The sequence below is a fragment of the Parvularcula bermudensis HTCC2503 genome (assembly GCF_000152825.2).
GTDB classification, from domain to species: domain Bacteria; phylum Pseudomonadota; class Alphaproteobacteria; order Caulobacterales; family Parvularculaceae; genus Parvularcula; species Parvularcula bermudensis.
Genome location: NC_014414.1, coordinates 1,702,951 through 1,728,102 on the forward strand (window position 1 = coordinate 1,702,951; position 25,152 = coordinate 1,728,102).

Sequence of the window (25,152 nt, forward strand, 5' to 3'; positions counted from 1 at the left end):
GGTATGCGGGATCTTGGGGTGGCGGGGCGCAACAATGACCTCTGAAATTGTGTTGATGAACCGGCAGGCCGTGGCCATGGCCGCCGACAGTGCGGTCACGATTTCGGGCCCGAATTATCTCAAGACCTATCAGAGTGTCGATAAGCTCTTTCCGCTGGTGACCGATCAGCCCGTCGGCGTCATGATCTACAATAATGCCGAACTGATGGGCATGCCTTGGGAAACGATCATCTCCATCTATCGGGACCAGGCGCAGGGGCGAAATCTCGACAGCGTCGATGCCTATGCCCGGGATTTTATCGCCTTCTTGAACGGCAATACGGACCTTTTCCCCCAGGACCACCAGGACAAGGAATTTTTCAAGCACATTGCCGTGGTGATGAGCCTGATCGCCAGCGATTTTGACTATTACGTCGCGCAATTCACCGCCGCCCAGGCCGGCAGCCTGAGGGACCATGTGTCCGCGATCTTCGAATTCGTGGTGGCCCAATTGCACGACGATTATCAGATCAATCTCGATGACAGCCCGCGGGAGGATCTGCCGGCCTTTCCGAAGGGCACGGGGGACCAATTGCGACGGCGCTATGGCGGGCCCATCGCCGACATTATCGACAGCCTCATTCTCGCCCTGCGCCAGGATCATCCGGCCCTGTCCGTCTCCGAAGGGACGCGGCGCCAACTCGAAGAGATTGCGGTCCTCTCGGTCGTGAAGGATGCGTTCTTCGAGCACTATACCGGGGTTGTCTTCGCAGGGTTCGGCGCGCGGGAGACCTTTCCCTCCATGCGCAGCTATCTGACCTCGACGGTGGTGCTCGGGACGGTGAAGAACCGGCAGGACCGCACCGCCGCCGTGACAGCGGAGAGTGGGCCGGTGATCCAGCCCTTCGCCCAGGATCGCATGATCAGGACGTTCTTGACGGGCATGGATCAGGGGCTTCGCTATTTCCTCTTCGGTCAGACCCTTCGCCTGGCCACGACCCTGGTCAGTGATGTCGTTCAGCAAACGCCGGGCTTGTCCGAGGAACAGCGTCAGCGCCTTGCGTCTGACTATTCGGAGGGAGATTTGGGACGGTCGATCCAGGCTTTTTTCGGGTCGATCGACGAATATTCCTACCTCTCCCACACAGGCCCGATCCTGCGCGCAATCGGCAGCCTGCCGAAGAAAGAGCTGGGGGAGACGGCGGCTTCCCTCATCAAGCTCAACGGGTTCCAGCAAAAGGTGATGCATTCGGTGGAAACGGTTGGCGGGCCGGTGAGCCTTGCGACCATTACCCGCAATGAGGGTCTCGTTATGGGCAAAGAAAAAGCGGAGCTCTGAGCATGACTAAGGATCGTCTCGCCCAGATTTGGCAAGGGTTTAGCGAGCGCAGCCGTCTCGATCTTTCCGGGGTGAGGATTGAGGAGGGGACAGCCCCCCTTGATCGGCCCAGTGCCCGTCAAGAGCAGCCCTCGTTTCAGATGCCCGACGCCGCCGGCCAGCGGCGGCGCAGCGTCGGCGCTCCTGACCAAAGAACCAAGGCACCCGATCCCGTGGCGGCGGCCCTGATGGCCTTGCACGCCGATGACGGGGCGCCGAGGCGACGCGGCGGACGACAGCGCACACCCATGGCCGCCGCCGGAGATGACGTCACGGTCCCCCCGGCACCCGCCGTCGACGCGCGGGTGTTCGCCGACCTCGCCGCGACCCGGAACAAGACGACCCGGCGGCCGGCGGATTACCTCACCTATGCCGCGGCCCGACAAGAAGAGTGGCTGGCCAAACGTCGCCGCAAAAAATTCCTCGGCCTGTTTTAGGCGGTTTCCAGACAACCGATGCTTGGGGGGCGTTCGCCTTACCCCGCAAAATGGGTCATGAGGGACGGCAGCAGGAACACAGCGCCGATCCCAAGGGCGAGATAGGGACCAAATTTGACGGCGGTATCGCCCCTCAAGCGGCTCCGTTGGCTGAGCAACGTGCCGATCAACGCTGCCAAAGAGGCGATGAGGAGGGCGGGCGGCAGGCCGAAGGGCCCGAGAAACGCCCCCCCTAGGGCCACCATCTTCACATCCCCGCCGCCCAACCCTTCACGACCGCGCAACAGACGATAGCCGCCCGTCAGGGCAAGCATCATCCCCCCGCCGATCGATAGGCCAAGAAGCGCCTGGAGGGGGGAAACAAAGACCCCAAACGCGCTGGCGCCAAGGCCAAGAGCGATGAGCGGTAAGGTGAGGGCATCGGGCAGATAGCCGATCCGCGCATCGATGACCCCGAGGGCGAGTAGCCCGAGGAGGAAGAACAGACCGATCACCAGCGCCGGAAGGTCGTCGACAAAGGCGAGACCGGCCAGGAGGCCAAGGGCGGCGCCCGCAGCTTCCAGCAACGGGTAGAGAGCGGGCACCGATACCCCGCAGGCGCGGCATCGCCCACGAACCAGGAGATAGCCGATCACCGGCAAGACGGCAGTCCACGGCAAGGGCGTCAAACATGCCGGGCACCGGGACCGCGGCCCCCATAACGACCATCCGCCTCTTGGGGGGGGGCCCTCGAGAAGGCCGAAAACATAAGGGCCTCTGGTGACGAGCACCGTCAGAAAGCTCCCGCCAAGGAGCCCTGCCAGGGTGGAAGCCGTCAGAAGAAAGACAAGCGCTGCATGCATTCTGACTCCTGTGAACAAGCGTCGGGAGGGGGATGGGGCAGGATGGCCCGACGTGGCGTGATCTTTTTATCACGAATGTCAGAAGTGGCAGTGGCGGAAAAGGGAAATTGCCGCGGGAGGTGAGAATGACGGATGGATGTCACAAAAGTGAGAAGAAGGATCCCTAAGGGGCACATTGGAGGGGGGGCTTCCCCTTGTCATCTGTTCATTCTGCAATCTGCCTTAGGGGGCATCGCATGACATCCATCAATTCTATCCGCGGCGGTCTTCTTCTTACCTCCGCCTGCGCCGTATTGGCGGCCTGCTCCGGCAGTGGTGAAGTCGCAAATTCCGGTGAGACCGGCGACGTCATCATTGGCGGTGGTTCCGGCGGTGGAGCACCCGTCGTCGCCGACGGTGAAATTAACTTCGTGACGTCCGGCTGTCCCGACCAAACGGTTGAGGAAACGGTGACCATCGATGCTGGCAACAGTGAGACGGTCGACATCACCGCCTGTGTGATCCGCGGGACGATCCTCGAAGATACGACCCTCGACAATGGCAACCTCTACGTCATCGACGGCCGCGCCTTTGTGGGCCAGCAAGCGATTTCCGGCGGGGTCCTGACCTCGACGACCCCCGTCACCCTCACCATCGAAGACGGCACCGTGGTGGCCGGTCTGACCCGCGGCGACGGGTCGACGGACGGCTCGATCGGCACGCTGATCGTGACCGCCGGCTCGCAAATCGACGCCGACGGCACCGCGACCTCGCCGATCATCTTCACCTCGATCCAAGACCTGGTCGACGCCGATCTCGCGGCGGGTGACATTTCTGCGGTTGAGGCAGCTTCGGACGGTCTTGTCCTCGGTGAATCCGACGTCGTCGGCCAGTGGGGTGGCCTCGTCATCAACGGGTTCGCGCCGATCAACGATTGCGCCAATGGCGATGAGACGCCGCAAGATGCCCAGGCTGAGTGCGTCAAGGACGGCGAAGGCGGTTCGGGCTTCTTCGGCGGCGACCAACCGGCAGACAATTCCGGGACCCTTCGCTATGTTCGCGTTCAGTATGCCGGCTTTGGCATCACCGCGGATGACGAGCTGAACGGGATCGCCTTCCAGGGCGTCGGCAGCGGCACGACCGTCGACTACATCCAAGTTCACAATAACGACGATGACGGGGTCGAATTCTTCGGTGGGACGGTCAATGCCGACCACGTGGTCATCACCGGCGCCGGCGACGACTCGATCGACTGGACCGATGGCTGGACCGGCTCGATCCAATATGCCGTCGTTGTGCAGACCGACACCCCCGCCACGAACCGTGGGATCGAAGGCGACAACCGGAACGGCGATAACGACGTTCTGCCGCAATCCGACCCGGCCATCGCGAACTTCACCTTCGTGACGAATTTCGCCGGCGATGCGCCGACCGATGCGGATGACGGCATCAAGCTGCGCCGCGGGACCCTTGCGACCCTCGCAAACGGCATCGTGGTTGGCTTCGAAGGTCAGGGCTGTGATTTCGACGATCCGTCGGCGGCCCAGGACAATGGGGAACGCCCCGAGCTCTTGTCGATCTTCACCGCCAATAACGACGCGGCCTTTGACGGCGATTGTGAGCCGCTCTTCACCGCGACGGGCAATGGCAATGTCGCGTCGGCCGGGACGACGCTGAACGGTCTCTTCTCCGGGCCCACCGAACAAGCGGTTGCGGCGGCTGACCTCAGCGCCTTCACCCAGTTCGACAATGTCGACTACATCGGCGCCTTCGACGACTCTGTTCAGACGATCGAAGCCAGCTGGCTCGCCGACTGGGTGCTGGCGACGCCGCTGCCGAACGAAACCTCCGATGACTGCCCTGTCGGCACCACCGAGAGCACCGAGGCTGTGCCTGCTGGCCGGACCGAGGCAAATATCTGCGTCCTGCCGAAAACCATCACGCAAGACACCACGCTGACCCGCGGCAATCTTTATCAGATTGCTGAGGACTCCACCTTTGTGGGGACCGATGCCGGCCCCGACGGGGACAACCCCTTCGCCGGTGCGGTGTCTGTGACCCTCACCATCGATCCGGGCGTCACCGTGTTCGGCGAAGCCCGTCCGGGCGTCAGCGCCGACGCGCTGATCGTCACCCGCGGCAGCATGATCGAATCCAACGGGACCTCGGCCAATCCGGTCATCTTCACCTCCCGCCAGGATGTCGAAGGCACCGTCGGTGAGTTCGAAGTCGGCCAGTGGGGCGGCATCGTGATCAACGGTCGCGCGCCGATCAATGACTGCGCCAATGGCGATGAGACCCCGCAGGATGCGCAGGTCGATTGCGTCAAGGACGGCGAGGGCAGCTCGGGCTTCTTCGGCGGCAACAAAGCCGACGATGACTCCGGCAACCTCACCTACACCCGGGTTCAGTATGCGGGCTTCGGCATCACCGCCGATGACGAGCTGAACGGGATCGCCTTCCAGGGCGTCGGCAGCGAAACCGATGTGAACTACATCCAGGTCCACAACAATGACGATGACGGGGTCGAATTCTTCGGCGGGACGGTCAGCGCCAAATATGTTGTGATCACCGGTGCGGGCGACGACTCGATCGACTGGACCGATGGCTGGATTGGCAACATCCAATACGCCATCGTCGTGCAGACCGATACGCCGGCCACCAACCGCGGTATGGAAGGCGACAACCGGAACGGCGACAACGACGTTCTGCCGCAATCCAATCCCTGGATCGCGAACTACACCTTGGCCACCAACTTTGCGGGCAGCGCGCCGACGGATGCCGATGACGGGATCAAGCTTCGTCGCGGGACCCGTGGCCTCTTCGCCAACGGCATTGTGGTGAACTTCGAAGGTCAAGGCTGTGACTATGACGATCCGTCGGCGGCCCAGGACAATGGTGAGCGTCCCTCGCTGTTCTCCAACTACATGGCCGGCAATGCGGCAGCCTTCGACGGCGATTGCTCGCCGCTCTTCAGCGCCACAGGTGCCGGGAACGTTGCCGGGACCGACTCCACGCTCCTGGCCGATACGGACGGCACGGATGCAGCCCTGCTGCCGAACACCGAGATCACGACCTCGGTGACGGCCTATGACACGGATGGCGCCGCGACCGGTATTTCGGGTCGCGACGGGTTCTTCGATGACGCGGATTATCCGGGTGCCATCGAAAACGACGACGACAATTGGTACGTCGGTTGGACCTTCGGCCTGTAATCAACGGGCGGGTGAGTGGCGCCTCTTCGGGGGCGCCACTCCTCATATTCGGTGCACATTTCGCCCGAGGGGCATTTAGAGGTAGGTCATGAAAAACGTTAACTTAGTGCCTTCGTTGGCGCTTGCCCTCGCGATCAGCGGGGCCTTTGGCACGGTCGCGGCGCAAGACGACGTGATCGTCGTGCGCGGCGCGCTCGTTCCCGACGAGAAACGCGCGACGTCGGAGATATCGAGCCTTCTTGAGGCGGAGGATTTCCAACGCCAAGGCGACTCCGATATTGCGGCGGCGCTGCGGCGGGTCACGGGTATCTCCGTCATCGATGGGAAGTTTCCCGTCGCGCGGGGCCTGAACGAGCGATATTCCTCAGCGACCCTGAACGGCATTCCGCTTCCGTCGCCCGAGCCGCTTCGCCGGGCCGCTCCCCTCGACCTCGTGCCGACCAGCGTTCTTGCCGGATCTTTGGCCCAGAAAACCTTCTCGCCTGAATTTTCTGGTGAGTTCGGTGGTGCCGCCATCGACCTTCAAACCGTTGGTGTGCCGGACGAGACTTACTTCTCAGCGTCGATCGGCTTCGAGATCGATACCGTCAGCACGATGCAGGATGGCTTCTTCTATGACGGGTCCGACACCGATGTGTTCGGCTTCGACGATGGCCTCCGTAACCTGCCGGGCCTGGCGGATGCCGCCTTCCGGAACGGGGTTTCCTCGGTGGGACAGGACACCCTCGACCTGGCTTTCGATCAAGACAAGACCCTGCTGATTACCGGCGAAGACGTGCCGGCGAGCGGGTCGTTCAGTCTGACCGGTGGCCTCGTCGTCGTCGACAATGGCGATCTGCGGATCGGGACCACGACCTATCTTGGCTATTCCAATGAGTGGGAAAACCGCGACGGGTTCCAGAACCGGACCGAAGACACCGATTTCAGTGACATCCAGACTCGGGTCGAACAGGATTTCCTCGAAACCCGTCAGACGATCGATCTGAACGCGTTCAACACCACCGGATTCGAATTCGGCCCGGATCACGAACTCAACCTCACCTCCTTCATCCTCCGCAGCACGCTGAAGCGGGCGCGGATCAGCGAAGGCTTTGATGAGGACCGGACGTCCGACCTTATTCGTCGTGAGTTCAGCGACTATATCGAGCGTGAAGTGTGGCAAGCGCAGCTGTCCGGTGAGCATTTGTTCCCGGATCTTGCGGATCTCGAAGCCTCTTGGCGCGTGGCTTATGGTGAGGCCGAGCGGTCCTCGCCCTATGAGCGTCTGACGAGCCGAAGCCAGGCGGTGGGGTCGGATGAGGCCTTCGCGATCCGTCAGGGTCTCGGACGTCGCGCCGGTAACGAGCTGAACTTCGCTGAGCTGACCGACGAGAACTTCTACGCCGGGGTCGATTTCGTTTTCCCGGTGATGCTGTTCGGCGGCGAAAGCAGCATTAAGTTCGGCGGCGCCTATGAAGAGCGGGATCGGACCAATCTCCGTCGCGACTTCAGCGTCTTTATCGATGTCGAAGATGCCCTCGCCGACAGCCGGATCGATCTCATCTACTCCGACCCGGTGGTCTCGACGGATCGGGTGAATTTCGTGCCTGATGCCACCAACCAGTTCCCGGATACGTCCGAGGCCTCCCTCGAGGTTCTCGCGGCCTATTCGGCGTTGGATGTCGAGTTCAACGAGTTCCTTCGCGCCTCGGTCGGGGTTCGTTTCGAAGACTCCACCGAGGAATCATCGGTGGGCCTCACCAGTGATCCGGCACTCACCTCCTTCGAACCGCTTGAGGAAGAGTACTTCCTTCCGGCGGTGACGGTGACCTGGAACCCGGTCGGTAACATCCAGGTTCGCGGGGCGTATTCGCAAACGATCACGCGGCCGCAATTCCGGGAATTGGCCCCGACGGACTTCATCGATCCCGATATCGATGTGACTCTTCAGGGGAACCCGTTCCTCACCAACTCCGAGATCGAAAATTTCGACGTGCGCGCCGAGTGGTATTTCGGTCGCGGTCAGTTCGTGACCGTCGGCGCCTTCTATAAGGACATCGATAAGCCGATCGAACAGTTCTTCACCGGCCAGGAAGGCGGCGCGACCTCCTTCTTGAACGCGCCGAAAGCGACCCTCTGGGGCTTTGAAGCTGAGTTTGAGCGGACCTTCGACCTGAGCGCGGCGTTCGAAAACGGGTACTGGATCGGTAAGGAATTGTTCCTGTCGACCAACTACACCTACTCTGACTCCGAGGTTGAAGTGGAGGATGGGGAGACCGTCATTCTCAACAACCGAGTGGACAATACCCCGCTCGTTGTCGATGCCACGGACTTCGTCGTGGACGGACGGTCCTTGGTGGGACAATCCGACCACCTCTTCAATTTCCAGCTCGGGGTTGAAAATGTCGATACCGGTGCTTCCGTCACCGGCCTTTTGAACTACGCCTCCGAGCGGGTGCTGTTCGCTGAAGGTAACGACGCGTCGGCCCTTGCGGTGCTGGAACAGCCGCCGGTCACCCTTGATCTGGTCATCAACCAGCCCCTCGAGGTTTCGGGTGGCACGTATGATCTGGGGATCAAGGTGCAGAATATCCTCGGCGACGACTTCGATGCCTACCGCGAAGACGATGCCGGGACGAAGGCCACCTTCTTTGAGTATGACAAGGGCACCAAATTCTCGGTCAGCCTCAGCCGCGATTTCTAAGGCGGTCTGATCTCTATTGAGAAAGGCGGGCCCATGAGGCCCGCCTTTTTTGTATTCGGCTGTCGGCCGCCTCTGTCTCGCCCTAAAGAGGGCGCTGTCATCTGTCCTCTCTGGAAAAAAGAGATGTTTACCGTCTTGACGTACGAAAAACTCACAAAGTTTTGAGTGGCGAGCGGGGGAATGACATGAGAAGGCAATCGGGCAGTGCGCAGGAGATATGAGCTTGTCGCAGGACAGTAAGTCGGCGCGCGAGCAAGCGCTTGGAGGGGGGAGAGCGCTTTTCTCCCTCACCGCGCGGCCTTTGCCGTCATCGCTGTCGCCGTCGCGCCTGCTTACTGGCGTCAAGATCGGCTTGGTCGCTCTTCTCGCGATCGTCGCTGCGGACTTTGTGTTCGCCCTGCTGACGCCGTTGCCCAAGCCGTTGGCCGAGACCCCGGCGCTGGATGCCGAGGGGGAGGTCGATTTGTCGATTTTCGCCCGTTACGACCCGTTTTTCGGTCAACCGGATCCCCCCCTTCCTGAAGCGCCTGCGCCGGTGACTGAAGAAACCAGTCTCGACCTCATCCTCTTTGGGACCTTTGTGGGCCCCAATGCGTCGGCGATTATCGGGCCGAACCCGCAGACCCAAAAACTGATCCGTCCCGAAGAGGAGGTCGCCCGTGGGACCGTTCTTGAGGAAGTGCACACGACCTATGTGGTGTTACGCCGGGACGGCCGGCGAGAAACGTTGACCCTGGAAAATCGAGAGCGGCGAGAGGCTTATCGCGATGCGCCGCCCCCGCCTCAGCCCCCGTCGTCGGTGCGCAGGGCGACTGGTCAGGAAGTAGTAACCAATTTCACCCCAGAAGAGGCAGAGGCGTTCGGGGATTTTTCAACCTTTCTTCGGCTTCGGCCCGATCCCGATGGCCGGGGCATCCGTCTCTATGCGGGGGAGCAGCCCCAGCTCTTCCAGGAATTCGAACTTCAAGATGGTGACCTTTTGGTCGCGATCAACAACCGGCCGGCGAGCGATATGCGGATTCTCAGTACCCTTCCCGATGCCATGTTACAGAACGGTGGTGTGACGATCACCGTAGAACGGAACGGCCAGCCGGTCTCTCTCACCCTCGACCCGGCGAGCTTAATCCAGTGATTGTTCAGCGTTCGGCCTTACTCCCCACCGCCCTGTCTTTGCTCCTGGCTTCAGCCGCGGCAGCGCCAATGACGGCGGGGGCTACCCTCGTCGTCGCGCAACAGGGGGCCTATCAACTCAATTATGAGGGCGCGGACCTTGCCCAGGTCGCCCAGGATGTGGCGTTTCAAACGGGCCGGGTCTTTGTGATCGATCCGCGCGTTTCGGGGCGGGTCAATATCGTCTCCCCGCCGGGCAGCGCTTTGAGCTCTGACGAAGTTTGGGCCGTCTTTCTGGCGACCCTCCAGGTCAATGGCTTTGCGGCAGTGCCGATCGGCGAGCGCGAATATAAGATCATTCCGGCGAACCAGGCTTCCCGAGATGGGGCGGCGGCGGGCAGCGCAGCGGTGGGAACGACGGTGACCCGAGTGGTCCCCCTGCAATTTGTCCCGGCGGGGACGGCGGCGGCCAATCTCCGCGCTCTTGCGGGAGAAAACAGCCTCGTCACCCCCATCGTCGAAAGCAATTCACTGATTATCGTCGATACGCCGAACAATGTCAGCCGTCTGTTGAGCGTCGTGGATCGGATTGATGTCGATAAGTCCGTCGTCCGCTCAATTCCCCTGGATAACGCCGCCGCCAGTGAAGTCGCCGCCACCTTGTCGGAGATCGTCAATCGGCCGGGGGGCCAGGGCAGCCGACAATCATCGGTGAGCATCGTCGCCGTCGATGCCTCGAACAGTGTGGTGCTGCGCGGTGAGCCCGAAGAGATTTCTCGCCTCGTGCCGATCATCCGCGAACTCGACAGTCCTTCGCGCAGCCAGGTGGCCCTCGACACGATCTATCTCAACCATGCCAATGGGGCCCAGATCGTCCCCCTCATCCAAGCGCTCCTCAATGAGCCGATCACCGTTGCCGTAAGCGGAGAGGATGATGAAGGGCGGGTCACGACCACGCAAAGCGGTCGGCAAAACAGCGGACCGCGCGCCAGCTCGATCGCTTTCCATGCGCCCACCAATTCTCTGGTGATCAAGGCGCCCCCCGAGACACAGCGGCTGATCCGGGGCATCGTCAGTCGCCTCGATATCCGCCGTCCGCAGGTGTTGATCGAGGCGGTGATCGTCGAAATCGCCGATACCACGGCCCGCGAACTTGGCGTGCAATATGTGTCGGGCGGGGCGGGCCTGCCGCTCTCGGCGGCCAGCTTCAGTTCGACCCGGCCGAATGTCGTGTCGGCGGCGGGCGCGGCCCTGTTCCTGAACGAGCAGGACGATAACGACAATGTCACCACCATCACGACGACTAGTGCGAATGGCGACGTCACGGTGACGGAGGGGCAAAGCTATGATGCGAACGATCCCGACCTCGCGATCGCCGGCCAATTGGTCGAGGCGGCGGTGCAGGAGCTGCTGAATTTCAATGGCTTTTTGTTCGGTGCCGGGGGCGAGACGGGGGATGGCGGCGTTTATGGCGTGCTCTTGTCCGCGCTACAGTCTGACAGTCAATCGAATGTGCTTCAGGTGCCCTCAATCGTGCTTCTCGACAATGAGGAGGGGACCATTCAAGTCGGCCAAGAAGTGCCCGTGGTCACGGGCGAGGCCGTGGGCTCTGATTTCCAGGGCGGCTTCCGGCAGATCGAGCGGAAGAATATCGGCAACATCCTTCAGGTAAAGCCGCAGATTACTGCCGGAAATACGGTCCAGCTCAAGCTCAATCTAGAAGTGTCCTCGCTCGGCGCTTTTGCGCCCGATGCGCAGGGGCCGATCACCAATGAGAGTATCCTCGACCTCACCGTGTCAGCGGAGGATGGACAAACCCTTGTCCTCGGCGGGCTGGTCGACAAGGACCGTCGGCAGACGGAGAGCAAGGTTCCGGTGCTCGGCGATATTCCGCTGCTTGGCAATCTCTTCAAGGGACAAGCACAGTCGGATCAAGAATCGACGCTGATGATCTTTATTCGCCCGACGATTCTTCGGGATGCGCAGGCAGCGGACAGCGTCACGGCGCGCAAATATGATTATGTCCGGCAGCAACAAATGCGACGCTTGAGAGAAGGGCAAAGGCCGCTTCTTGATACGGTGGTTCAGGACTATATCGGTCCTGGGGCGGATTATGTGCCGAGCCAGCCGGCCCCCGATCGTGCCGCCGAAATTGGGATTGCCGACCCCGCCGCCACGGACGCCGCCGACACCGCCGGCGCAGATGGGGCCGCACCGGAGGCGGAATGAGCGAAGCGACAGCATCCCCTTCGTCGGATCCGGCTGAGCCGGATATCCGCTTCACCTATGCCTTTGCCAAGGAAAATGGCCTCATTTTATTGGGGAAAGAGCCTGACGGTCAGTTGGCGATCGGCGCACGGGCAGGGGAAGACGGCAAAACCGCGGCCAGCCCATGGTCCCTGGCGGAGGCTTGGCGGGTGGCCGGTAATCGCGCCCGGATCGATCTCTTGCCGGCCGACATTTTTGAGCGGAAGCTCTCCGAAATCTATTCCGCCGAAGGGCTGACCGCCGCGACCTTCGACGGCGCGGATGATGAAAATGATTTGACCGAGTTGGCCACAGGCCTGCCGACTGCCGCGGATCTTCTCGATACTGAGGATGACGCGCCGATCATCCGGTTGATCAATGCGTTGATTGCCGAGGCCGTAAAGACCCGTGCCTCGGACATTCACATCGAACCCTATGAGACAGAGCTCTCGATCCGCTTGCGGATTGATGGTGTGTTGCGTGAAGTCCTGTCTTTGCCGCCAAAGCTCACGCCCGTTCTGACGAGCCGCATCAAGGTGATGGCCCGCCTCGATATTGCCGAAAGCCGAGTGCCGCAGGACGGCCGGATCAGCGTCGCCCTCGCCGGGCGTCTTGTGGATGTCCGCGTCTCGACGCTGCCCTCCCGGTTTGGAGAGCGCATCGTGATGCGGTTGCTCGACAAGGCGCAGGCCAAGCTCGATCTCGACACGCTCGGCATGCCGCCCGACATTCTCAATCGGTTCAAAGGCTTGATCGGTCGGCCGAATGGCATCGTTCTGGTTACCGGCCCCACGGGGTCGGGCAAGACCACCACGCTCTATGCCGGGCTCACCCTCCTCAACAATCCAGGGCGCAATATCCTGACCGTTGAGGATCCTGTCGAATATGCCCTCGATGGGGTTGGTCAGACCCAGGTGAACGCTAAAGTGGGGATGACCTTCGCCACGGGGTTGCGCGCGATCCTTCGTCAGGACCCTGATATTGTCATGGTCGGCGAGATCCGCGATGTGGAAACGGGCCAAATTGCGGTCCAGGCGTCTCTGACCGGCCATTTGGTGCTGTCGACGGTGCACACCAATTCCGCCGTCGGTGCGATTACCCGCCTTAAGGATATGGGGGTTGAGCCGTTCCTTTTGTCCTCAACGCTCGCCGGGGTTCTTGCGCAGCGCCTTGTGCGCCGATTGTGCGAAGCCTGTAAGACACCCTACACAGCCTCACCTGCCGATCTTGAGCTTCTCGGACAGCCGAGCGGGGCCGACGAGGTCACGCTTTACCAACCGGTCGGGTGTGCCCGGTGCGGCGGTGTTGGCTTTGAAGGGCGGATCGGCATCTATGAGCTGATTGTGGCGGATGAGACCTTCAAATCCATGGTGCATGACGATGCTTCGGAACAGGAGATCGCCGCCCATGTCTTCACTGACCACCCGACCCTGGCGCAAAGCGGGTTTGCTCACGTTCTTGCCGGTCGGACTTCCCTGCAGGAGGTGCTTCGCGTGGTGAAGGAGGGAGACCTCGCCCTGTGACCTCGTTCCGATACGAGGCCGTTGACGCCGGCGGCCGCCGCCGAAAAGGCACAATCTCCGCTGACACGCAGCGACGCGCGCGCAAGGACCTAATGGGCAAGGGGCTGACGCCTATCACGGTCCAATCTGTAAGCAATCGGACAAAATCCTCATCCGAGCGTCATCGACGGGGGCCACGGGCACAGCCCACGGAGGTGATTGCCGCGACCCGGCAGCTTGCAACCCTTATCGACGCCTCCCTGACGGTGGAGGAGGCGCTGAACGCGGTTGCCGGACAGAGCAAGGGCAAGCCCATCGCCGACATTCTGTTGTCTGTCCGCATGCGTATTATCGAAGGGTGGAGGTTGTCGGATGCGCTGGGCGAGTATCCCAAGGCGTTCTCGCCGCTCTACCGGGGGATCGTTGCGGCGGGGGAAAGCGCAGGCAATCTGGGGCCGGTCATGTTGCGCCTCGCCGATATGCTCGAGAAAAACCGGGCCATGGCGTCAAAGGCGATGTCTGCCCTGATCTATCCGGCAGCCATCATGGTGGTGGCTGTGCTGGTCGTTGTCGCCCTGATGAACTTTGTCGTTCCCCAAGTGGTGGAACAGTTTGTGGGGATGGGGGAGGACCTGCCCGCCGTGACCAAGCTTGTCATCGGCGTGTCCGACCTCTTTCGGGAGTGGGGGCTTCTTCTCCTCGTGCTTGTCCTGGCTCTTGGCGCCGGTGTCTGGCAGATCCGGCGACGGCCTGAGACCCGTTTGAGATCTGATCGCCTCCTCTTACGGCTGCCGATCCTTGGGGGGCTGCTACGTGAACTCGACGCCGCCCGCTTTGCGCGGACCTTGGCGACCCTCTTCGCCTCCGGCGCGCCCCTCCTCGATAGTTTGCGGGCGGCGAAGCGGACCGTCACGAATGCCTATATCGCCGATCGGCTTGACCTGACCATGACCAGCGTGCGTGAGGGGGCGTCTCTTTCGCAAAGCTTGCGGCGCGCCGATGTCTTTCCGCCGATGATGGCGTCAATGGTGGCGGCGGGGGAGCGATCCGGCCAGCTCCCTGATCTCCTGGACCGGACGGCAAGCCAGATGGAGGAGGGGTTCGACCGCACCGTCACTGTTGCCCTAAGGCTTCTCGAACCGGCAGTTATCGTATTGTTAGGCGGCGTGGTCCTCCTCATTGTGCTCGCGATTATGCTACCGATCCTGCAAATCAACAGGATGCCGCTCTAGGGATCGCGCGGCACCGGAGGCGTATTCATGGCTAGCTCTATTCCCCATCGTCGACAGGCCCAGCGGGGGGTGACTCTGATCGAATTATTGGTCGTTATCGTCATTATCGGCGTGTTATCGACCATCGTTGCGGTCAATGTGCTGCCTGCCGGCGAGCAGGCGCGGCAGCGCACAACTGAGACCCAAATCGACATGATCCGCAGTGCGATGCAGCAATATCGCCTCGACCTTGGGACCTATCCTAGTCAGGATCAGGGGCTTGAGGCCCTTATCCGGGCGCCCCAGGGCCTTACGCGCGGCGAGCGGTATCGTCCGGGGGGCTATCTCGACGGCACCCGTGTGCCGGAGGATCCATGGGGAAATCCCTATCAGTACATCATTCCCGGGGAGAACGGGGTGCCCTTCGAAATTTACTCGTTCGGACCCGATGGGCGCGCAGGCGGTGGTGACGATATCAGCTCGCTCCGATAAGGCGGCCGCGCGCGGCGTCACTCTGGTCGAGCTCTTGGTGGTCATGGCCATCCTGGCGCTTATGACGGGCGTGACCCTGACGACGATGAGGCCGGGGCGGGAGACGCTTGAGGAGGACGCGCAGCGCCTCGCTGTTTCGATCAAGACCCTCTCCGATCTTGCGGTGACGACGGGCCGGGCTTTTGGCCTCGATATCGAGGAGGGCGCGGTGATGCGATACAGCTATGGCTCTGAGGGGTGGAGCCGGGCCGGGACGGAAACGGCCCCGTCCGATGTGACGCTGACGCTTCTGACGGCGGAGAGCTTCGATTATGGCCGACGGGCCGAGGACGACACGGCCGATCGCTTCTTTCTTCAAGATCGGGCGGATGAGGCCGACACGTCCCCCCCCGTGCCGCCACGGGTCATCCTCTCCCCCGTCGGCGAAATAACGACGTTCAGCTTACGGCTCGAAAAAGGGGATAGGGCCATGCTTATCGTCAGCACAGAGACCAGTCAGGTGGAGATTCGCGATGCGCCGCGCTGAACGGGGCCTCACGCTGTTGGAAGTTTTGGTCGCGATCCTGGTCCTGTCGTTTGCGGTGGGGGCCACACTCCGGCTCATCGGCCAGGAGACCGCGAATAGTGTGGCGCTACGGACCAATATGCTGGCCCGCATCGCCGCGGAAAACGTCATGGTCGATGTCATGCTCGCGGCCCGTCAAGGTCAGATCCTTGAAGAGGGAAGCACGCAAATCGGTGAGCGGACTTTTCTTTGGGCGGTCGAGCGGACGCGGCTCTTAGAGGGGGTCGATGAAGTCACCGTGGTCATTCGCGATCCGGAGACAGACCAGGATCGATCCCTTGCCAGCCTTTCCACGCTTGAGATCGGGCGGCGGGCGCCATGACCGGACAACGGGGCCTGACCTTGATCGAATTGCTCGTTGCCCTTGGGATCTTTGCGGCGATCAGCGCTGCCATGGTCGGGACCATGGACCTGGCGACGGGGGCAAAGGAGAGAACGGAGACCGTCGCCGAGCAGCTCAAAGGGGTCGAGCGTATGCGGGGGATCCTTCGCGCGGATCTACAGCAAATCGTGGTTCGGCCGGTGCGGGAGCCCGATTTTGCCGCACCAGTGCCCGTCATCCTTGGCGGTCTCGACGCCCAGACCGTCTTTCCCGAAGGGGAGGAGGGCGAAGTCGTCCATCTGGCCTTCGTGACCAATGGCTGGAGCAATCCTGGCTACCGCGAACCGCGCGCGTCTCTGCAGCGGGTCATCTATCTCAGCCGGGGCGGTCGGTTGATCCGCCGAACCCGCCCCTATCTCGATGCGCTGCGGGAGACCCCAAGTCGAGATCAGATCCTGTTATCCGGGGCCGAAGACATCGCGTTCAGTTTTCCTGGCGCAACATTGGGGACGTGGGTCCCAGACTGGTCCGAGTCGGGGAGCACCATTCAGCTCAAGGCGGTTCGGGTGCGCACGGTGTTGCCGGAGCTTGGGGCCATCGATCATCAATTCTGGGTGGGGGGGGGATGACCGACACAGTCACACCGCCGGTTCGCCGGCCACTTCGCGCCCAACGGGGACAGCGCGGGGCCGCGCTGATCATCGTCTTGATGCTCGCGGCGGTCCTCTCCTCCGTCGGGCTGGCGATCCTGCTCCAGTCTCGGGCGACGACGGAACGCGTGATCGCCGCCCAGACCCGGGACCAGGCGCATTGGGCCCTCTTGGGGGCGGAGCGGGCGGCGCTCGGCTATCTGGCGCTACAGGCGGTCCAACGGCCGGGGATCGATATTCCGTCTGAATCCTGGCTTCAGGGCCCCCGTCGCATACCGGTGCAAGAGGGGGAGCTCGAAATTGCCTTCAGGGACCGGTCGGCCTGCTTCAACGTGAACGACCTTGTCAATGCCGGAGAGGATCGGTTGGTCACCGACGAGGCTGCCATTGAGCGCCTTGGCGCGCTGGTCGCCAGTCTCGGCGGGTCGCGCCAGGCGGGGGAGGCGTTGGGCGCGGCGCTCGCTGATTTCATCGATACGGACAATGAAACGGGCCGCGGCGGGGCAGAGGATGGGGCCTATAGCTTTTTCGACCTGCCGCACCGGACCGCCGGGACGTATCTAGCAGATGTCAGTGAGGTGCGGGCGGTTTCGGGCTGGTCGGCGACGGTCGTCACGCGCCTTGCGCCGACCCTGTGCGCGCGGTTCCGTCATGCCGAAACCGGTCCTTTCAACATCAATACGATAACCCCAGAGCAGGCGGTGTTGCTCAGCATCGCGCTCGACCAGCGGGCCGCCCCCCAGGCACTCTCCCGGGTGATCGAGGCCCGGCCCCCCGATGGATGGGAAACCGTCGCGGACTTCCTCTCCCTCCCGGTATTCAGCCAGCTTGATCCCCCTTTGGAGGACACGATGGCGGATCGATTGTCGACTGAGGCCACAATCGTAGAGCTTTTTTTGACCTATCGCGCGAACGGAATGGTTTTCGAAATGACCTCTCAGCTAGAAAAGGCGGCGAATGGGGCCTTCGTCGTGACATCACGGCGGTTGGGGCCGCGGGACTGAGGACGTATGACCAAGGCCATCATCTTACTACCGTCGGCGCCTGAAGGGGGGGGACTCTGGGCGATCGGAGATCGCGAAGGGGTGACCCAGTCGGGCGACTGGCAGGGGGGGGACGCGCTGCCCATTGAATTGGTGGTGGCTGACGATCTGACCGTCATTCTGCCCGGTTTGAAGGTGGCGACGCGGCGGCTTGCTTTGCCCGTTACGGGGGACAAGGCGTTGGAAAGTGCCGCCCGGCTGGCCTTCGAGGATATTCTCGCCGAACCGGTCGACCGTTTCCACTTCGCCTTTGGTGTCACCGGCCATGATGGGCGGCGGACAGTGTCGGCGATCCCCATCGACCTTATCGAGGGCAGCCTGGCCTATCTGCGGGAGCTGGAATTGGGCCCCACTGCGATAACGGTCGACCATCTCGCCATTGCCGGTGAGGATGCACGCGATCATTTGCTGTTCTCGGAAACAGCGACCGTCGCCTATTTGAGTGACGGCGCGTTCACGGTTCCCGCGGAGATGGGCGCGGATCTTTTGGCGCTGATGCCCCTTGCGGCCAATGCTGATGTGACCGCCGCCGGTGGTCATCCGCCAAAGGGGGGCGGTGCGGACCGATCCCTGCCGGATCGCGATGCCCTGGCCGCCTATTGGTTTGGGAAGGTGATGGCACACCGGCCCCCTAATGCCCTTCGCGGCCGCTTTCGTCGTCGCACGGACTGGCGGGGCGTTGGCAAACGGGTGCGCATGCCTGTCGCGCTGAGCCTTGGGGTGATCGCGCTATGGCTTGGGGGAGTGGCGATCGAGGGGATGAAATATCAGCGGGTCGCCGATCAGCTCTATGACGAGGCGGCGGCGCGGTTCAGCGAGGCGTTCCCCGCCACCCCGATCCGTGATTTGTCCCGCCAGGCGAGCCGCCTTGGGGGGGGCGCGACGACCGATCGCTTTTTGCCGCTCTCCAGTCGCCTCGCCGCAGCGCTCGAGTCCCATGATGAGGTTCAACTCGAAGGCTTAAGATACGGCCAGGACGGAGAACTCGTCGCCGATCTCCGCTTTCCGAACACGGCGGCCCTGGAACAGGTTCGCGAAGACCTCAGGACCGGCGGGATCACCGCCCGCGAAGGGGAAACGATACGCCGGGAAGCGGACGGATCTTCAGTGGGCCAGCTGTTCGTCGGAGGGGCGCAATGACGGAATTTTGGTATGCGCGAAGCGTGCGGGAGCAGCGGATCATCCTGGCCGGCGCTGGGGCGCTCCTGTTGCTGATCTTCGTCCTATTGGTGGTGCAGCCCCTGATCGATTATCGCCGGACGGCAATTGCCGATCATCAGCGTGCCATGGACACTTATCTGGCGGTGACCCGCGCCGTCAGTCGCGCGTCGGCAGGCCCGGTGCGGGAGCCAAGTGTCCTTCGTTCCACCATTGACCGCGTTGCCCGGGAACGGCAAATCGTCCTGACACGGACGGCCATCGACGAGGATGCGGTTGTCGTATCGACCGGCGGTGTGACCACGGCGACGTTGATGAATTGGCTCGATACGCTAAGGGACGAACATCATATCGCCGTGCGCGATGCCCAAATTCGCCCGGCAAGCGCCGGCAACGGGGTGACCGCACGACTGACCCTGGGAGCGACCCCCTGATGACCTCTCGCCGGTTCCTGTATTCGGGGCTGTTTGCGGCAATTTTTGCTGGGGCCCTGGCGGTGAAGATGCCTCTGGCTCTCGCCGTCGATCTGGCCGGGATCCCCCTTGCGGCCGAAAAGATCGAGGGCACCATCTGGAACGGCCGGATCGAGGGGGCTGCCTATGATGCCTATCCGCTTGGTCGGGTCGACGTTTCGGCTCGTGCCCTGCCATTGCTGCTGGGTCGCCTCTCGGCGCATATAGACGTCGATGGCCCTTTTTTACGGGGAGGATCGGATATCGCGCTGCGCGGTGAGCTTATCACTTTCGCCAAGGCCGAACTGAAGGCGGATATGGCGCCCCTGGCTCTTGATGACGCCTTCGGCCAGCCGATGGACGGTTTTGTGCGGGTCGCCACCGACGCTCTCGTCCTCGCGCCCGATGGATGTCGGCGGGGGCGATTGCACCTGGAGACCGATACGTTGGAGCGAAGCGCCAAGCGATATGGCGGGAAAGGCTTCTCCCTGGCCGGAGAAGGACAGTGCGAGCCGGAGGGGGGACGGTTTGTTCTGCCGCTGACGGGGTCAGGTGAGGAAGGGAAGATTTCCGTCGAAATCGCGGTGTCGCCTCGGGGATATGAAACCCGTACCGTCATCGCCCCCACCGATCAAAAGCTCGCCTCGGCCCTCGCCGCCTATGGGTTTCAGCGACAGGGCGATCAATACAGTCTGGTCCAGCGGGGTGAGGTGTTTTGAGAGCGTGCCGGAGATCCCTTGCGCTGGGGGCGCTTTCCCTGACGCTGGTCGCCTGTGCGGGGGGGGTGGCCACCAATCCGTCCACCGATGTCAGCGCGCGTCTGGCGGCGGTTCTCCCGGTGAGTTCAGCGACCGAGGCGCCGGATCTCGATGCGCTGGGGCGATATTCGATCCCTCAAGGCCGCTGCGGCCTCGTTCTGTGGACCCTTGCAGCGGGAAAGGCTGTCCCGGTCTTCCAATCCATTTCCGGTGGGGAGACCACGATGAAGATCGAGGGGACCCCGGTTCTCCTATTACAGACCGGCCAGGCCGGTGAGGCGCGGGTTGGCATTCCGGCCTTTCAGACCTTTGAGGCGATGACCCCCAGCAATGGACGTGTCGACATTGAAACCCGGGCCGCCTGGGGCGTGGGCTTTCCCGGCGGCGCCTATGTCGAGCGCGGGACCATCACCCTGACCGGGGAGAATGGGTGGAAACGGGTCCTCCCTATCGCTGGAATCGCTGGGTGTCGGGCTTAAATAGGAAGGATAGCTGCGAAAGATCACCTTATCGCAGTGCAGCACGTTGCTCCTTGGAGGAAGACTAAGTAGCAAGGGAGTATTGGGCGAGAAAAACACAATGCACCATGGCCATCAATGCGCCGGGCACTCCCAAGAGGGGGGCTTTGGCGGACACCATCATCACGGCAGCGATGATATGATGCGTCTCCGCATCGCCCTGGCGATTATCGTTCTTTTCGCCGCGGTCGAGATTGTCGGCGGGGTGCTGTCCGGATCCCTCGCATTGCTTGCGGACGCTGGCCACATGGTCACCGACGCGGTGGCGCTCGCCCTGGCGCTCGGCGCGAAATATCTTGCTCAGCGGCCTGCTTCTGACCGCTTCAATTTCGGTCACCAGCGGACCCAGGTCTTGGCGGCATTTCTAAACGGCGTCGGCCTTTTTCTCCTGATCGCCTATTTGCTGGTCGAAAGCGTCCATCGGATGGCGGAGCCGGCAACGATCGAGGCATCGACGATGTTGAACGTCGCTGTCATCGGGCTTTTGGCAAACATCGCGGCGTTCTGGGTCCTGCAAAATGGGACCGACGATGTGAATATGCGCGGCGCCGTTTTGCACGTGATCGGCGATCTCCTGGGCTCGGTCGCGGCGATCGTCTCGGCCATCATCATCTTGTTCACCGGCTGGGTCGTGGTCGATGTTCTCGTCACCCTGCTGGTCTGTGGGCTGATCGCGCGTTCGGCATATGCCCTTGTCAAGGAAACCGGGGTCGTTCTGCTTGAGGGGGCGCCGCAGGAGATCGATCCGACCGATTTGCGGGATGTGATCCGCCGCGATGTCCGCGGCGTTACCGACGTCCACAATGTCCGCCTTTGGATGCTGACCCCCGGCGCCAATCAAGCCACCATGCATGTCCGGGTGCGTGACCCTTATCAGGGCGACCGTATCTTGGAGGACATCAAATCATTGCTGGCGGCGCGGGGCATTCTCGATTCGACGATTCAGATCGAAATGTCGCCCCCTTCGGTCTGGTCACCCTCAACGATCTCAGCTCGCCCCGCCGAAGCGCAGTGTCCGGACGAGGCGGTCAGGGCCCGGGAGGGGACGGACCTCGGGGGCATTGCGCCGATCCCTAGCTGAATAAGCGTGAGCGTCGTGGGGGCGCTGTTCGTCGGTGTGCAGCCTTGCGGTCTTGCGCCACCTAAACCCGGTGACGCAGCAGTCGATCGGTGGCGGCGGGAATGACCCCCTCCACGCCGTCGACTTCGACGATATCGGTCATCAATTCGGGGTCGGCAAAACCGCGATCCACCATGTGCTGCAGCAGCGTGACAAAGGGATGCCAATAGCCCTCCACATTGCAGAGGATCAGCGGTTTGCGGTGCAGATTGAGCCGTCGCCAGGACAGAAGCTCGACAATTTCTTCCAAGGTCCCGATGCCCCCGGGGAGGGCGCAGATCGCATCACTGCGATCGAACATCAGCATTTTTCGCTCATGCATGGTCTCCACCACTTCGTGATGGATGTCCTCAAGGATTCCTTCGATTTCGGTCAGGAACCGCGGAATGACGCCATAGACCTCTCCCCCGGCATCCCGGGCGGCCGACGCGGTGATTCCCATCAAGCCTTTTTCGCCGCCGCCATAAACAAGCTCGGTGCCGTTCTTCGCCAATGCTTCACCGAGGGCCCGCGCGGTCTCGCCGAACTGACCATCATCGCCGCTTTTCGAGCCGCAAAAGACACATAGCGATTTTAGTTCGGCCATATCCAAGGTTCCTGGGTGGTGAAGATGCGCAGTTTGGCGCAGAGATGCTAATGCAGAGTTGGCAAGCAACCAATTAAGGGATCGTCCACTATGCGCGTCCTGCTTATCCTCGTCGCCCTTGTTGCCATCGGCGCCTTCATTTTTCTCCGCCCCCAAAACGGGGGGGATCAGGAACAGGGGGAGGCGCCGCCGGCTCCCACGGAAATGGCGTCCGCCCCCGCCGAAGACGATGAGGCACCGTCGACCGAGACGGTGGCGTTACCGCGCTTTGACTTGGTGCGCGTCGATAGGAGCGGGCGGGCGGTGACGAGCGGTCAAGCCGCGCCGGGGTCCACCGTGGAAATCCTGTCGAACGGAACGGTCGTTCAAGAGATCAGGACCGGCGCGGACGGCAATTTCGCTCGGGAAATCGATACGCCCCTGTCAGAGGGGGCGGTGGAGCTCAGTCTTCGGATGATTACCGCCGATGGCATGGTGGTAAATGGGCCGGACACCATCATCATCTATGTACCCGAACGAGAAGGGGACAGCCCCGTGGTCCTGCGCACCACCCCGGGGGGGGCGACGGAAATTCTGCAACGGGCGAGCGATCCGGCCCCAGGGCTCGGGCCGCTCTCGATCGAGACCATCGATTACGATGCCGGGGGCAATGCGATTTTCTCCGGCCGGGCAACCCCCAATAGCGTCGTCCAGATTTTTGCGGGGCGCCAAGCGGTGGGCTCGACCCAGGCGGATGGCCAAGGGCGCTGGACCCTCTCAAGTACGATTCCGCCGGGGCGATACACCCTGCAGATTCTGCAGCTGAACGAGGACGGCTCACCGGCCTATGCGCTTGAGGTCCCCTTCGAACAGGCCGCGCCCGAAGACATCGTTCTGCGCGATGGCGCCGTTGTGGTTCAACCCGGCAATTCGCTGTGGGTGATCTCCCGCTCGGTCTATGGTCGCGGCGAGCAATATACCGTCATCTATGAGGCGAATGAGAGCCAGATCCGCGATCCCGATTTGATCTTCCCCGGACAAATTTTCAGGCTCCCCGAGGAAGATGACACTGACGACGCGACGGCGCCGTAATTTTCGTGACGTGGCGCCAAACTTCGGCCCGCCTCAGCCTGACGACGCGGGGCCAGGGCCTCACGGATATTACCTCGCGGGTCTCAACCGAGCTTCGGGAGAGCCTTATTCGAGATGGGGCTGTCACCTTGTTCGTGCAGCACACCTCCGCCTCCCTCATCATTCAGGAGAATGCGGATCCTGACGTCCTTAGTGACCTGTTGAGCGCGTTTGACCGGCTCGCGCCGCGCCAAGAGCGCTACCGCCACGCGGCCGAGGGGCCGGACGATATGCCCGCCCATATCCGGTCCGCCTTAACGGCAACCAGCCTGACGATCCCCATTCTTTCGGGGGCCCTGACCTTAGGGCCCTGGCAAGGGATCTATTTGTTCGAGCACCGTGACAGGCCGCATCAGCGTCAGGTCATCTGCCAGTTTATCGGCGAGGTCTGAGCCTGCCTCCGCTTGCTTCCGGGTGCCAATAGATACCTATAGGATCGACTGTCCCGTCGACGCCCAGTCCTTGACGAAGGCATCAAGGCCCCTATCCGTCAACGGATGATTGAGAAGCTGCCAGAAGACCTTGGGCGGAATCGTCGCGACATCCGCCCCCAATAGCGCCGCCTGGGAGACGTGATGGGGCCCCCTGATCGAGGCCGCGAGGATCTCGGTCTCATATCCTTGTGCGTCATAGAGGGCACGGATATCGCCGATCAGCTCCATTCCATCGGCCCCCAGATCATCGAGGCGTCCAACGAAAGGGGAAATGTAGGTGGCGCCCGCCTTTGCCGCCAACCAGGCTTGGTTAGGGGTAAAGCAGAGCGTCACATTCGTGTTGATTCCGTCCTCGGACAGATCCTGGCACGCCTTCAACCCATCCCAGGTCAGCGGCAGCTTGACCACCACATTCTGGGCGATGTCGGCGAGAATGCGTCCTTCCTTCACCATGGTGGCCGCTTCGGTGGAGGCGACCTCCGCTGATACGGGCCCCTCGGTCATCTCGCAAATGGCGGCGGTGACCTCCTTGAAGTCCCGCCCCGACTTCGCGATCAGCGAGGGATTGGTCGTCACGCCGTCAACCAGCCCCGTGGCGAAGGCCTCTTTCAGCTCTCCGGTATCTGCGGTATCGATAAAGATCTTCATCAGATCGTTCCCAGGTGACATCGTCGCCCGCTGCTAGCTGATGCCGGCGGAAGACGGAAGGGTGAGGGCGGCGGGGAGATCACACCGCGCGTGCCGTCATCCCGTCGCCGCCAAGGCAGGCCCATGGCTCAACTCCTCATCGTCTACCACTCCTATACCGGGGGAACGCGTCAAATGGTCGAGGCCGCTGCCGCCGCGGCGCGGGGGGAAACAACCGTCGAGGTCAAAAAGGCCGACGCGGCAGGCCCCAATGATCTACTCGCCGCCGACGGGTATATGTTCGCCGCGCCCGAGAATCTCGCGGCCATTGCCGGCCGGATGAAGGACTTTTTCGACCGCACCTACTACCCCGTCCTCGGCGCCCTTGAGGGACGACCCTATGCGCAAATGGTGTGTGCGGGGTCGGACGGCGAGAATGCCGTTCGCCAGACGGCCCGCATCGCGCAGGGCTGGCGGCTCAAGGCTGTCCATGCGCCGATCATTGTCTGCACCCATGCCCAAAGCAAAGAAGAGATCTTGGCGGAAAAGATCATCGCCCCTGAGGATCTCGATCGCTGTGCGGAGATGGGAGCCACCCTCGGCGCCGGCCTTGCCATGGGGATCTTCTAGGCGGGGACTTTTAAGCGCGGGACTGGTGTCCTTCCGCAGGCACATCTCCAGGTAGAAGATCAGTATTTGATCCATTCCATATTGTCATTTCCCGCCGTAGCGCG

Annotated in this window: 24 protein-coding genes; 21 read left to right on the forward strand and 3 right to left on the reverse strand. The window is 62.2% G+C overall.

The genetic code is table 11. The annotated features are described in order from the left end of the window. Window positions 1-34 precede the first annotated feature (34 nt). Both PB2503_RS08035 and PB2503_RS08040 read left to right on the forward strand, forming a co-directional pair. Window positions 35-1,318, forward strand: coding sequence for a hypothetical protein (locus tag PB2503_RS08035; protein WP_013300739.1), 1,284 nt, complete (start codon window positions 35-37; stop codon window positions 1,316-1,318). Between the two features lie 2 nt (window positions 1,319-1,320). Then, window positions 1,321-1,794, forward strand: a complete 474-nt coding sequence (locus PB2503_RS08040) for a hypothetical protein (RefSeq protein ID WP_013300740.1) — start codon at window positions 1,321-1,323, stop codon at window positions 1,792-1,794. 38 nt (window positions 1,795-1,832) lie between these two features. Here the strand turns inward: PB2503_RS08040 and PB2503_RS08045 are convergent, their stop codons facing one another. Next, window positions 1,833-2,636 carry a prepilin peptidase gene (locus PB2503_RS08045; RefSeq protein WP_013300741.1) on the reverse strand — a complete coding sequence of 268 codons (804 nt, stop codon included), beginning with the start codon at window positions 2,634-2,636 and terminating at the stop codon, window positions 1,833-1,835. A 236-nt stretch (window positions 2,637-2,872) separates the two neighbouring features. Here PB2503_RS08045 and PB2503_RS08050 point away from each other — a divergent pair, with 236 nt between their 5' ends. The 16 genes from PB2503_RS08050 (at window position 2,873) to PB2503_RS08125 (ending at window position 21,622) form a co-directional block, all read left to right on the forward strand. Beyond that, window positions 2,873-5,830, forward strand: coding sequence for a hypothetical protein (locus tag PB2503_RS08050; RefSeq protein ID WP_013300742.1), 2,958 nt, complete (start codon window positions 2,873-2,875; stop codon window positions 5,828-5,830). Window positions 5,831-5,918: 88 nt separating this feature from the next. Next, window positions 5,919-8,513 (forward strand): TonB-dependent receptor domain-containing protein, encoded by a 2,595-nt coding sequence (locus PB2503_RS08055; protein ID WP_083811023.1) that lies wholly within the window; start codon window positions 5,919-5,921, stop codon window positions 8,511-8,513. Window positions 8,514-8,730: 217 nt separating this feature from the next. Continuing rightward, window positions 8,731-9,645 carry a type II secretion system protein N gene (locus tag PB2503_RS08060; RefSeq protein ID WP_013300744.1) on the forward strand — a complete coding sequence of 305 codons (915 nt, stop codon included), beginning with the start codon at window positions 8,731-8,733 and terminating at the stop codon, window positions 9,643-9,645. 68 nt (window positions 9,646-9,713) lie between these two features. Next, on the forward strand, window positions 9,714-11,852 hold the full coding sequence (gene gspD / locus PB2503_RS08065) for a type II secretion system secretin GspD (protein WP_041534953.1): 2,139 nt from the start codon (window positions 9,714-9,716) through the stop codon (window positions 11,850-11,852). Beyond that, the gene (gene gspE, locus PB2503_RS08070) at window positions 11,849-13,393 is read left to right on the forward strand and encodes a type II secretion system ATPase GspE (protein WP_013300746.1); all 1,545 of its coding nucleotides are present in this window, start codon (window positions 11,849-11,851) and stop codon (window positions 13,391-13,393) included. Before gspD ends, gspE begins: the two co-directional genes overlap by 4 nt. Continuing rightward, a complete protein-coding gene (gspF, locus tag PB2503_RS08075; RefSeq protein WP_013300747.1) occupies window positions 13,390-14,604 on the forward strand; it encodes a type II secretion system inner membrane protein GspF in 1,215 nt (404 codons plus the stop codon). The genes gspE and gspF overlap by 4 nt, the downstream gene beginning before the upstream one ends. 27 nt (window positions 14,605-14,631) lie before the next feature. Next, a complete protein-coding gene (gspG, locus tag PB2503_RS08080; protein WP_041534954.1) occupies window positions 14,632-15,075 on the forward strand; it encodes a type II secretion system major pseudopilin GspG in 444 nt (147 codons plus the stop codon). Then, on the forward strand, window positions 15,050-15,601 hold the full coding sequence (locus PB2503_RS08085) for a prepilin-type N-terminal cleavage/methylation domain-containing protein (protein ID WP_013300749.1): 552 nt from the start codon (window positions 15,050-15,052) through the stop codon (window positions 15,599-15,601). Before gspG ends, PB2503_RS08085 begins: the two co-directional genes overlap by 26 nt. Beyond that, a complete protein-coding gene (gene gspI, locus PB2503_RS13990; protein ID WP_013300750.1) occupies window positions 15,588-15,962 on the forward strand; it encodes a type II secretion system minor pseudopilin GspI in 375 nt (124 codons plus the stop codon). Before PB2503_RS08085 ends, gspI begins: the two co-directional genes overlap by 14 nt. After that, window positions 15,959-16,591, forward strand: coding sequence for a type II secretion system minor pseudopilin GspJ (gene gspJ, locus PB2503_RS08095; protein ID WP_013300751.1), 633 nt, complete (start codon window positions 15,959-15,961; stop codon window positions 16,589-16,591). Before gspI ends, gspJ begins: the two co-directional genes overlap by 4 nt. Next, window positions 16,588-17,616 (forward strand): type II secretion system minor pseudopilin GspK, encoded by a 1,029-nt coding sequence (gspK, locus tag PB2503_RS08100; RefSeq protein ID WP_013300752.1) that lies wholly within the window; start codon window positions 16,588-16,590, stop codon window positions 17,614-17,616. Before gspJ ends, gspK begins: the two co-directional genes overlap by 4 nt. 6 nt (window positions 17,617-17,622) lie before the next feature. Further along, window positions 17,623-18,795: a type II secretion system protein GspL gene (gene gspL, locus PB2503_RS08105; protein ID WP_013300753.1), complete on the forward strand. Its 1,173-nt coding sequence runs from the start codon at window positions 17,623-17,625 to the stop codon at window positions 18,793-18,795. Beyond that, window positions 18,792-19,247 (forward strand): type II secretion system protein GspM, encoded by a 456-nt coding sequence (gspM, locus tag PB2503_RS08110; protein WP_013300754.1) that lies wholly within the window; start codon window positions 18,792-18,794, stop codon window positions 19,245-19,247. The genes gspL and gspM overlap by 4 nt, the downstream gene beginning before the upstream one ends. After that, a complete protein-coding gene (locus PB2503_RS08115; protein ID WP_013300755.1) occupies window positions 19,247-19,984 on the forward strand; it encodes a type II secretion system protein N in 738 nt (245 codons plus the stop codon). The genes gspM and PB2503_RS08115 overlap by 1 nt, the downstream gene beginning before the upstream one ends. Then, on the forward strand, window positions 19,981-20,502 hold the full coding sequence (locus tag PB2503_RS08120; protein WP_148235231.1) for a hypothetical protein: 522 nt from the start codon (window positions 19,981-19,983) through the stop codon (window positions 20,500-20,502). Before PB2503_RS08115 ends, PB2503_RS08120 begins: the two co-directional genes overlap by 4 nt. A 100-nt stretch (window positions 20,503-20,602) precedes the next feature. Next, on the forward strand, window positions 20,603-21,622 hold the full coding sequence (locus tag PB2503_RS08125; protein ID WP_013300757.1) for a cation diffusion facilitator family transporter: 1,020 nt from the start codon (window positions 20,603-20,605) through the stop codon (window positions 21,620-21,622). A 61-nt stretch (window positions 21,623-21,683) separates the two neighbouring features. On the opposite strand, the gene PB2503_RS08130 is transcribed toward PB2503_RS08125, so the two are convergent. After that, the gene (locus PB2503_RS08130; protein ID WP_013300758.1) at window positions 21,684-22,247 is read right to left on the reverse strand and encodes an LOG family protein; all 564 of its coding nucleotides are present in this window, start codon (window positions 22,245-22,247) and stop codon (window positions 21,684-21,686) included. A gap of 90 nt (window positions 22,248-22,337) precedes the next feature. Here PB2503_RS08130 and PB2503_RS13995 point away from each other — a divergent pair, with 90 nt between their 5' ends. Next, a complete protein-coding gene (locus PB2503_RS13995; RefSeq protein ID WP_013300759.1) occupies window positions 22,338-23,318 on the forward strand; it encodes a LysM peptidoglycan-binding domain-containing protein in 981 nt (326 codons plus the stop codon). A gap of 5 nt (window positions 23,319-23,323) precedes the next feature. Further along, on the forward strand, window positions 23,324-23,749 hold the full coding sequence (locus tag PB2503_RS08140) for a secondary thiamine-phosphate synthase enzyme YjbQ (RefSeq protein ID WP_013300760.1): 426 nt from the start codon (window positions 23,324-23,326) through the stop codon (window positions 23,747-23,749). Between the two features lie 36 nt (window positions 23,750-23,785). Here PB2503_RS08140 and fsa read toward each other — a convergent pair whose 3' ends face one another. After that, window positions 23,786-24,439: a fructose-6-phosphate aldolase gene (gene fsa / locus PB2503_RS08145; protein ID WP_013300761.1), complete on the reverse strand. Its 654-nt coding sequence runs from the start codon at window positions 24,437-24,439 to the stop codon at window positions 23,786-23,788. A 123-nt stretch (window positions 24,440-24,562) separates the two neighbouring features. On the opposite strand from fsa, the gene PB2503_RS08150 reads away from it, so the two are divergent. Next, entirely contained in the window at window positions 24,563-25,048 is a 486-nt protein-coding gene (locus PB2503_RS08150) for a flavodoxin family protein (RefSeq protein WP_013300762.1), read from the forward strand. Window positions 25,049-25,152 lie beyond the last annotated feature (104 nt).

What these genes read in the sequence shown, in the direction of transcription:
- PB2503_RS13995 (WP_013300759.1), top strand. Translation starts at nt 22,338, where the DNA reads ATGCGCGTCCTGCTTATCCTCGTCGCCCTTGTTGCCATCGGCGCCTTC.
- PB2503_RS08125 (WP_013300757.1), top strand. Translation starts at nt 20,603, where the DNA reads ATGCACCATGGCCATCAATGCGCCGGGCACTCCCAAGAGGGGGGCTTT.
- PB2503_RS08115 (WP_013300755.1), top strand. Translation starts at nt 19,247, where the DNA reads ATGACCTCTCGCCGGTTCCTGTATTCGGGGCTGTTTGCGGCAATTTTT.
- PB2503_RS08060 (WP_013300744.1), top strand. Translation starts at nt 8,731, where the DNA reads ATGAGCTTGTCGCAGGACAGTAAGTCGGCGCGCGAGCAAGCGCTTGGA.
- PB2503_RS08050 (WP_013300742.1), top strand. Translation starts at nt 2,873, where the DNA reads ATGACATCCATCAATTCTATCCGCGGCGGTCTTCTTCTTACCTCCGCC.
- gspL (WP_013300753.1), top strand. Translation starts at nt 17,623, where the DNA reads ATGACCAAGGCCATCATCTTACTACCGTCGGCGCCTGAAGGGGGGGGA.
- PB2503_RS08130 (WP_013300758.1), bottom strand. Translation starts at nt 22,247, where the DNA reads ATGGCCGAACTAAAATCGCTATGTGTCTTTTGCGGCTCGAAAAGCGGC.
- PB2503_RS08035 (WP_013300739.1), top strand. Translation starts at nt 35, where the DNA reads ATGACCTCTGAAATTGTGTTGATGAACCGGCAGGCCGTGGCCATGGCC.
- PB2503_RS08055 (WP_083811023.1), top strand. Translation starts at nt 5,919, where the DNA reads ATGAAAAACGTTAACTTAGTGCCTTCGTTGGCGCTTGCCCTCGCGATC.
- gspI (WP_013300750.1), top strand. Translation starts at nt 15,588, where the DNA reads ATGCGCCGCGCTGAACGGGGCCTCACGCTGTTGGAAGTTTTGGTCGCG.
- PB2503_RS08040 (WP_013300740.1), top strand. Translation starts at nt 1,321, where the DNA reads ATGACTAAGGATCGTCTCGCCCAGATTTGGCAAGGGTTTAGCGAGCGC.
- gspM (WP_013300754.1), top strand. Translation starts at nt 18,792, where the DNA reads ATGACGGAATTTTGGTATGCGCGAAGCGTGCGGGAGCAGCGGATCATC.
- gspK (WP_013300752.1), top strand. Translation starts at nt 16,588, where the DNA reads ATGACCGACACAGTCACACCGCCGGTTCGCCGGCCACTTCGCGCCCAA.
- gspE (WP_013300746.1), top strand. Translation starts at nt 11,849, where the DNA reads ATGAGCGAAGCGACAGCATCCCCTTCGTCGGATCCGGCTGAGCCGGAT.
- gspD (WP_041534953.1), top strand. Translation starts at nt 9,714, where the DNA reads ATGACGGCGGGGGCTACCCTCGTCGTCGCGCAACAGGGGGCCTATCAA.
- gspJ (WP_013300751.1), top strand. Translation starts at nt 15,959, where the DNA reads ATGACCGGACAACGGGGCCTGACCTTGATCGAATTGCTCGTTGCCCTT.
- PB2503_RS08045 (WP_013300741.1), bottom strand. Translation starts at nt 2,636, where the DNA reads ATGCATGCAGCGCTTGTCTTTCTTCTGACGGCTTCCACCCTGGCAGGG.
- fsa (WP_013300761.1), bottom strand. Translation starts at nt 24,439, where the DNA reads ATGAAGATCTTTATCGATACCGCAGATACCGGAGAGCTGAAAGAGGCC.
- PB2503_RS08150 (WP_013300762.1), top strand. Translation starts at nt 24,563, where the DNA reads ATGGCTCAACTCCTCATCGTCTACCACTCCTATACCGGGGGAACGCGT.
- gspG (WP_041534954.1), top strand. Translation starts at nt 14,632, where the DNA reads ATGGCTAGCTCTATTCCCCATCGTCGACAGGCCCAGCGGGGGGTGACT.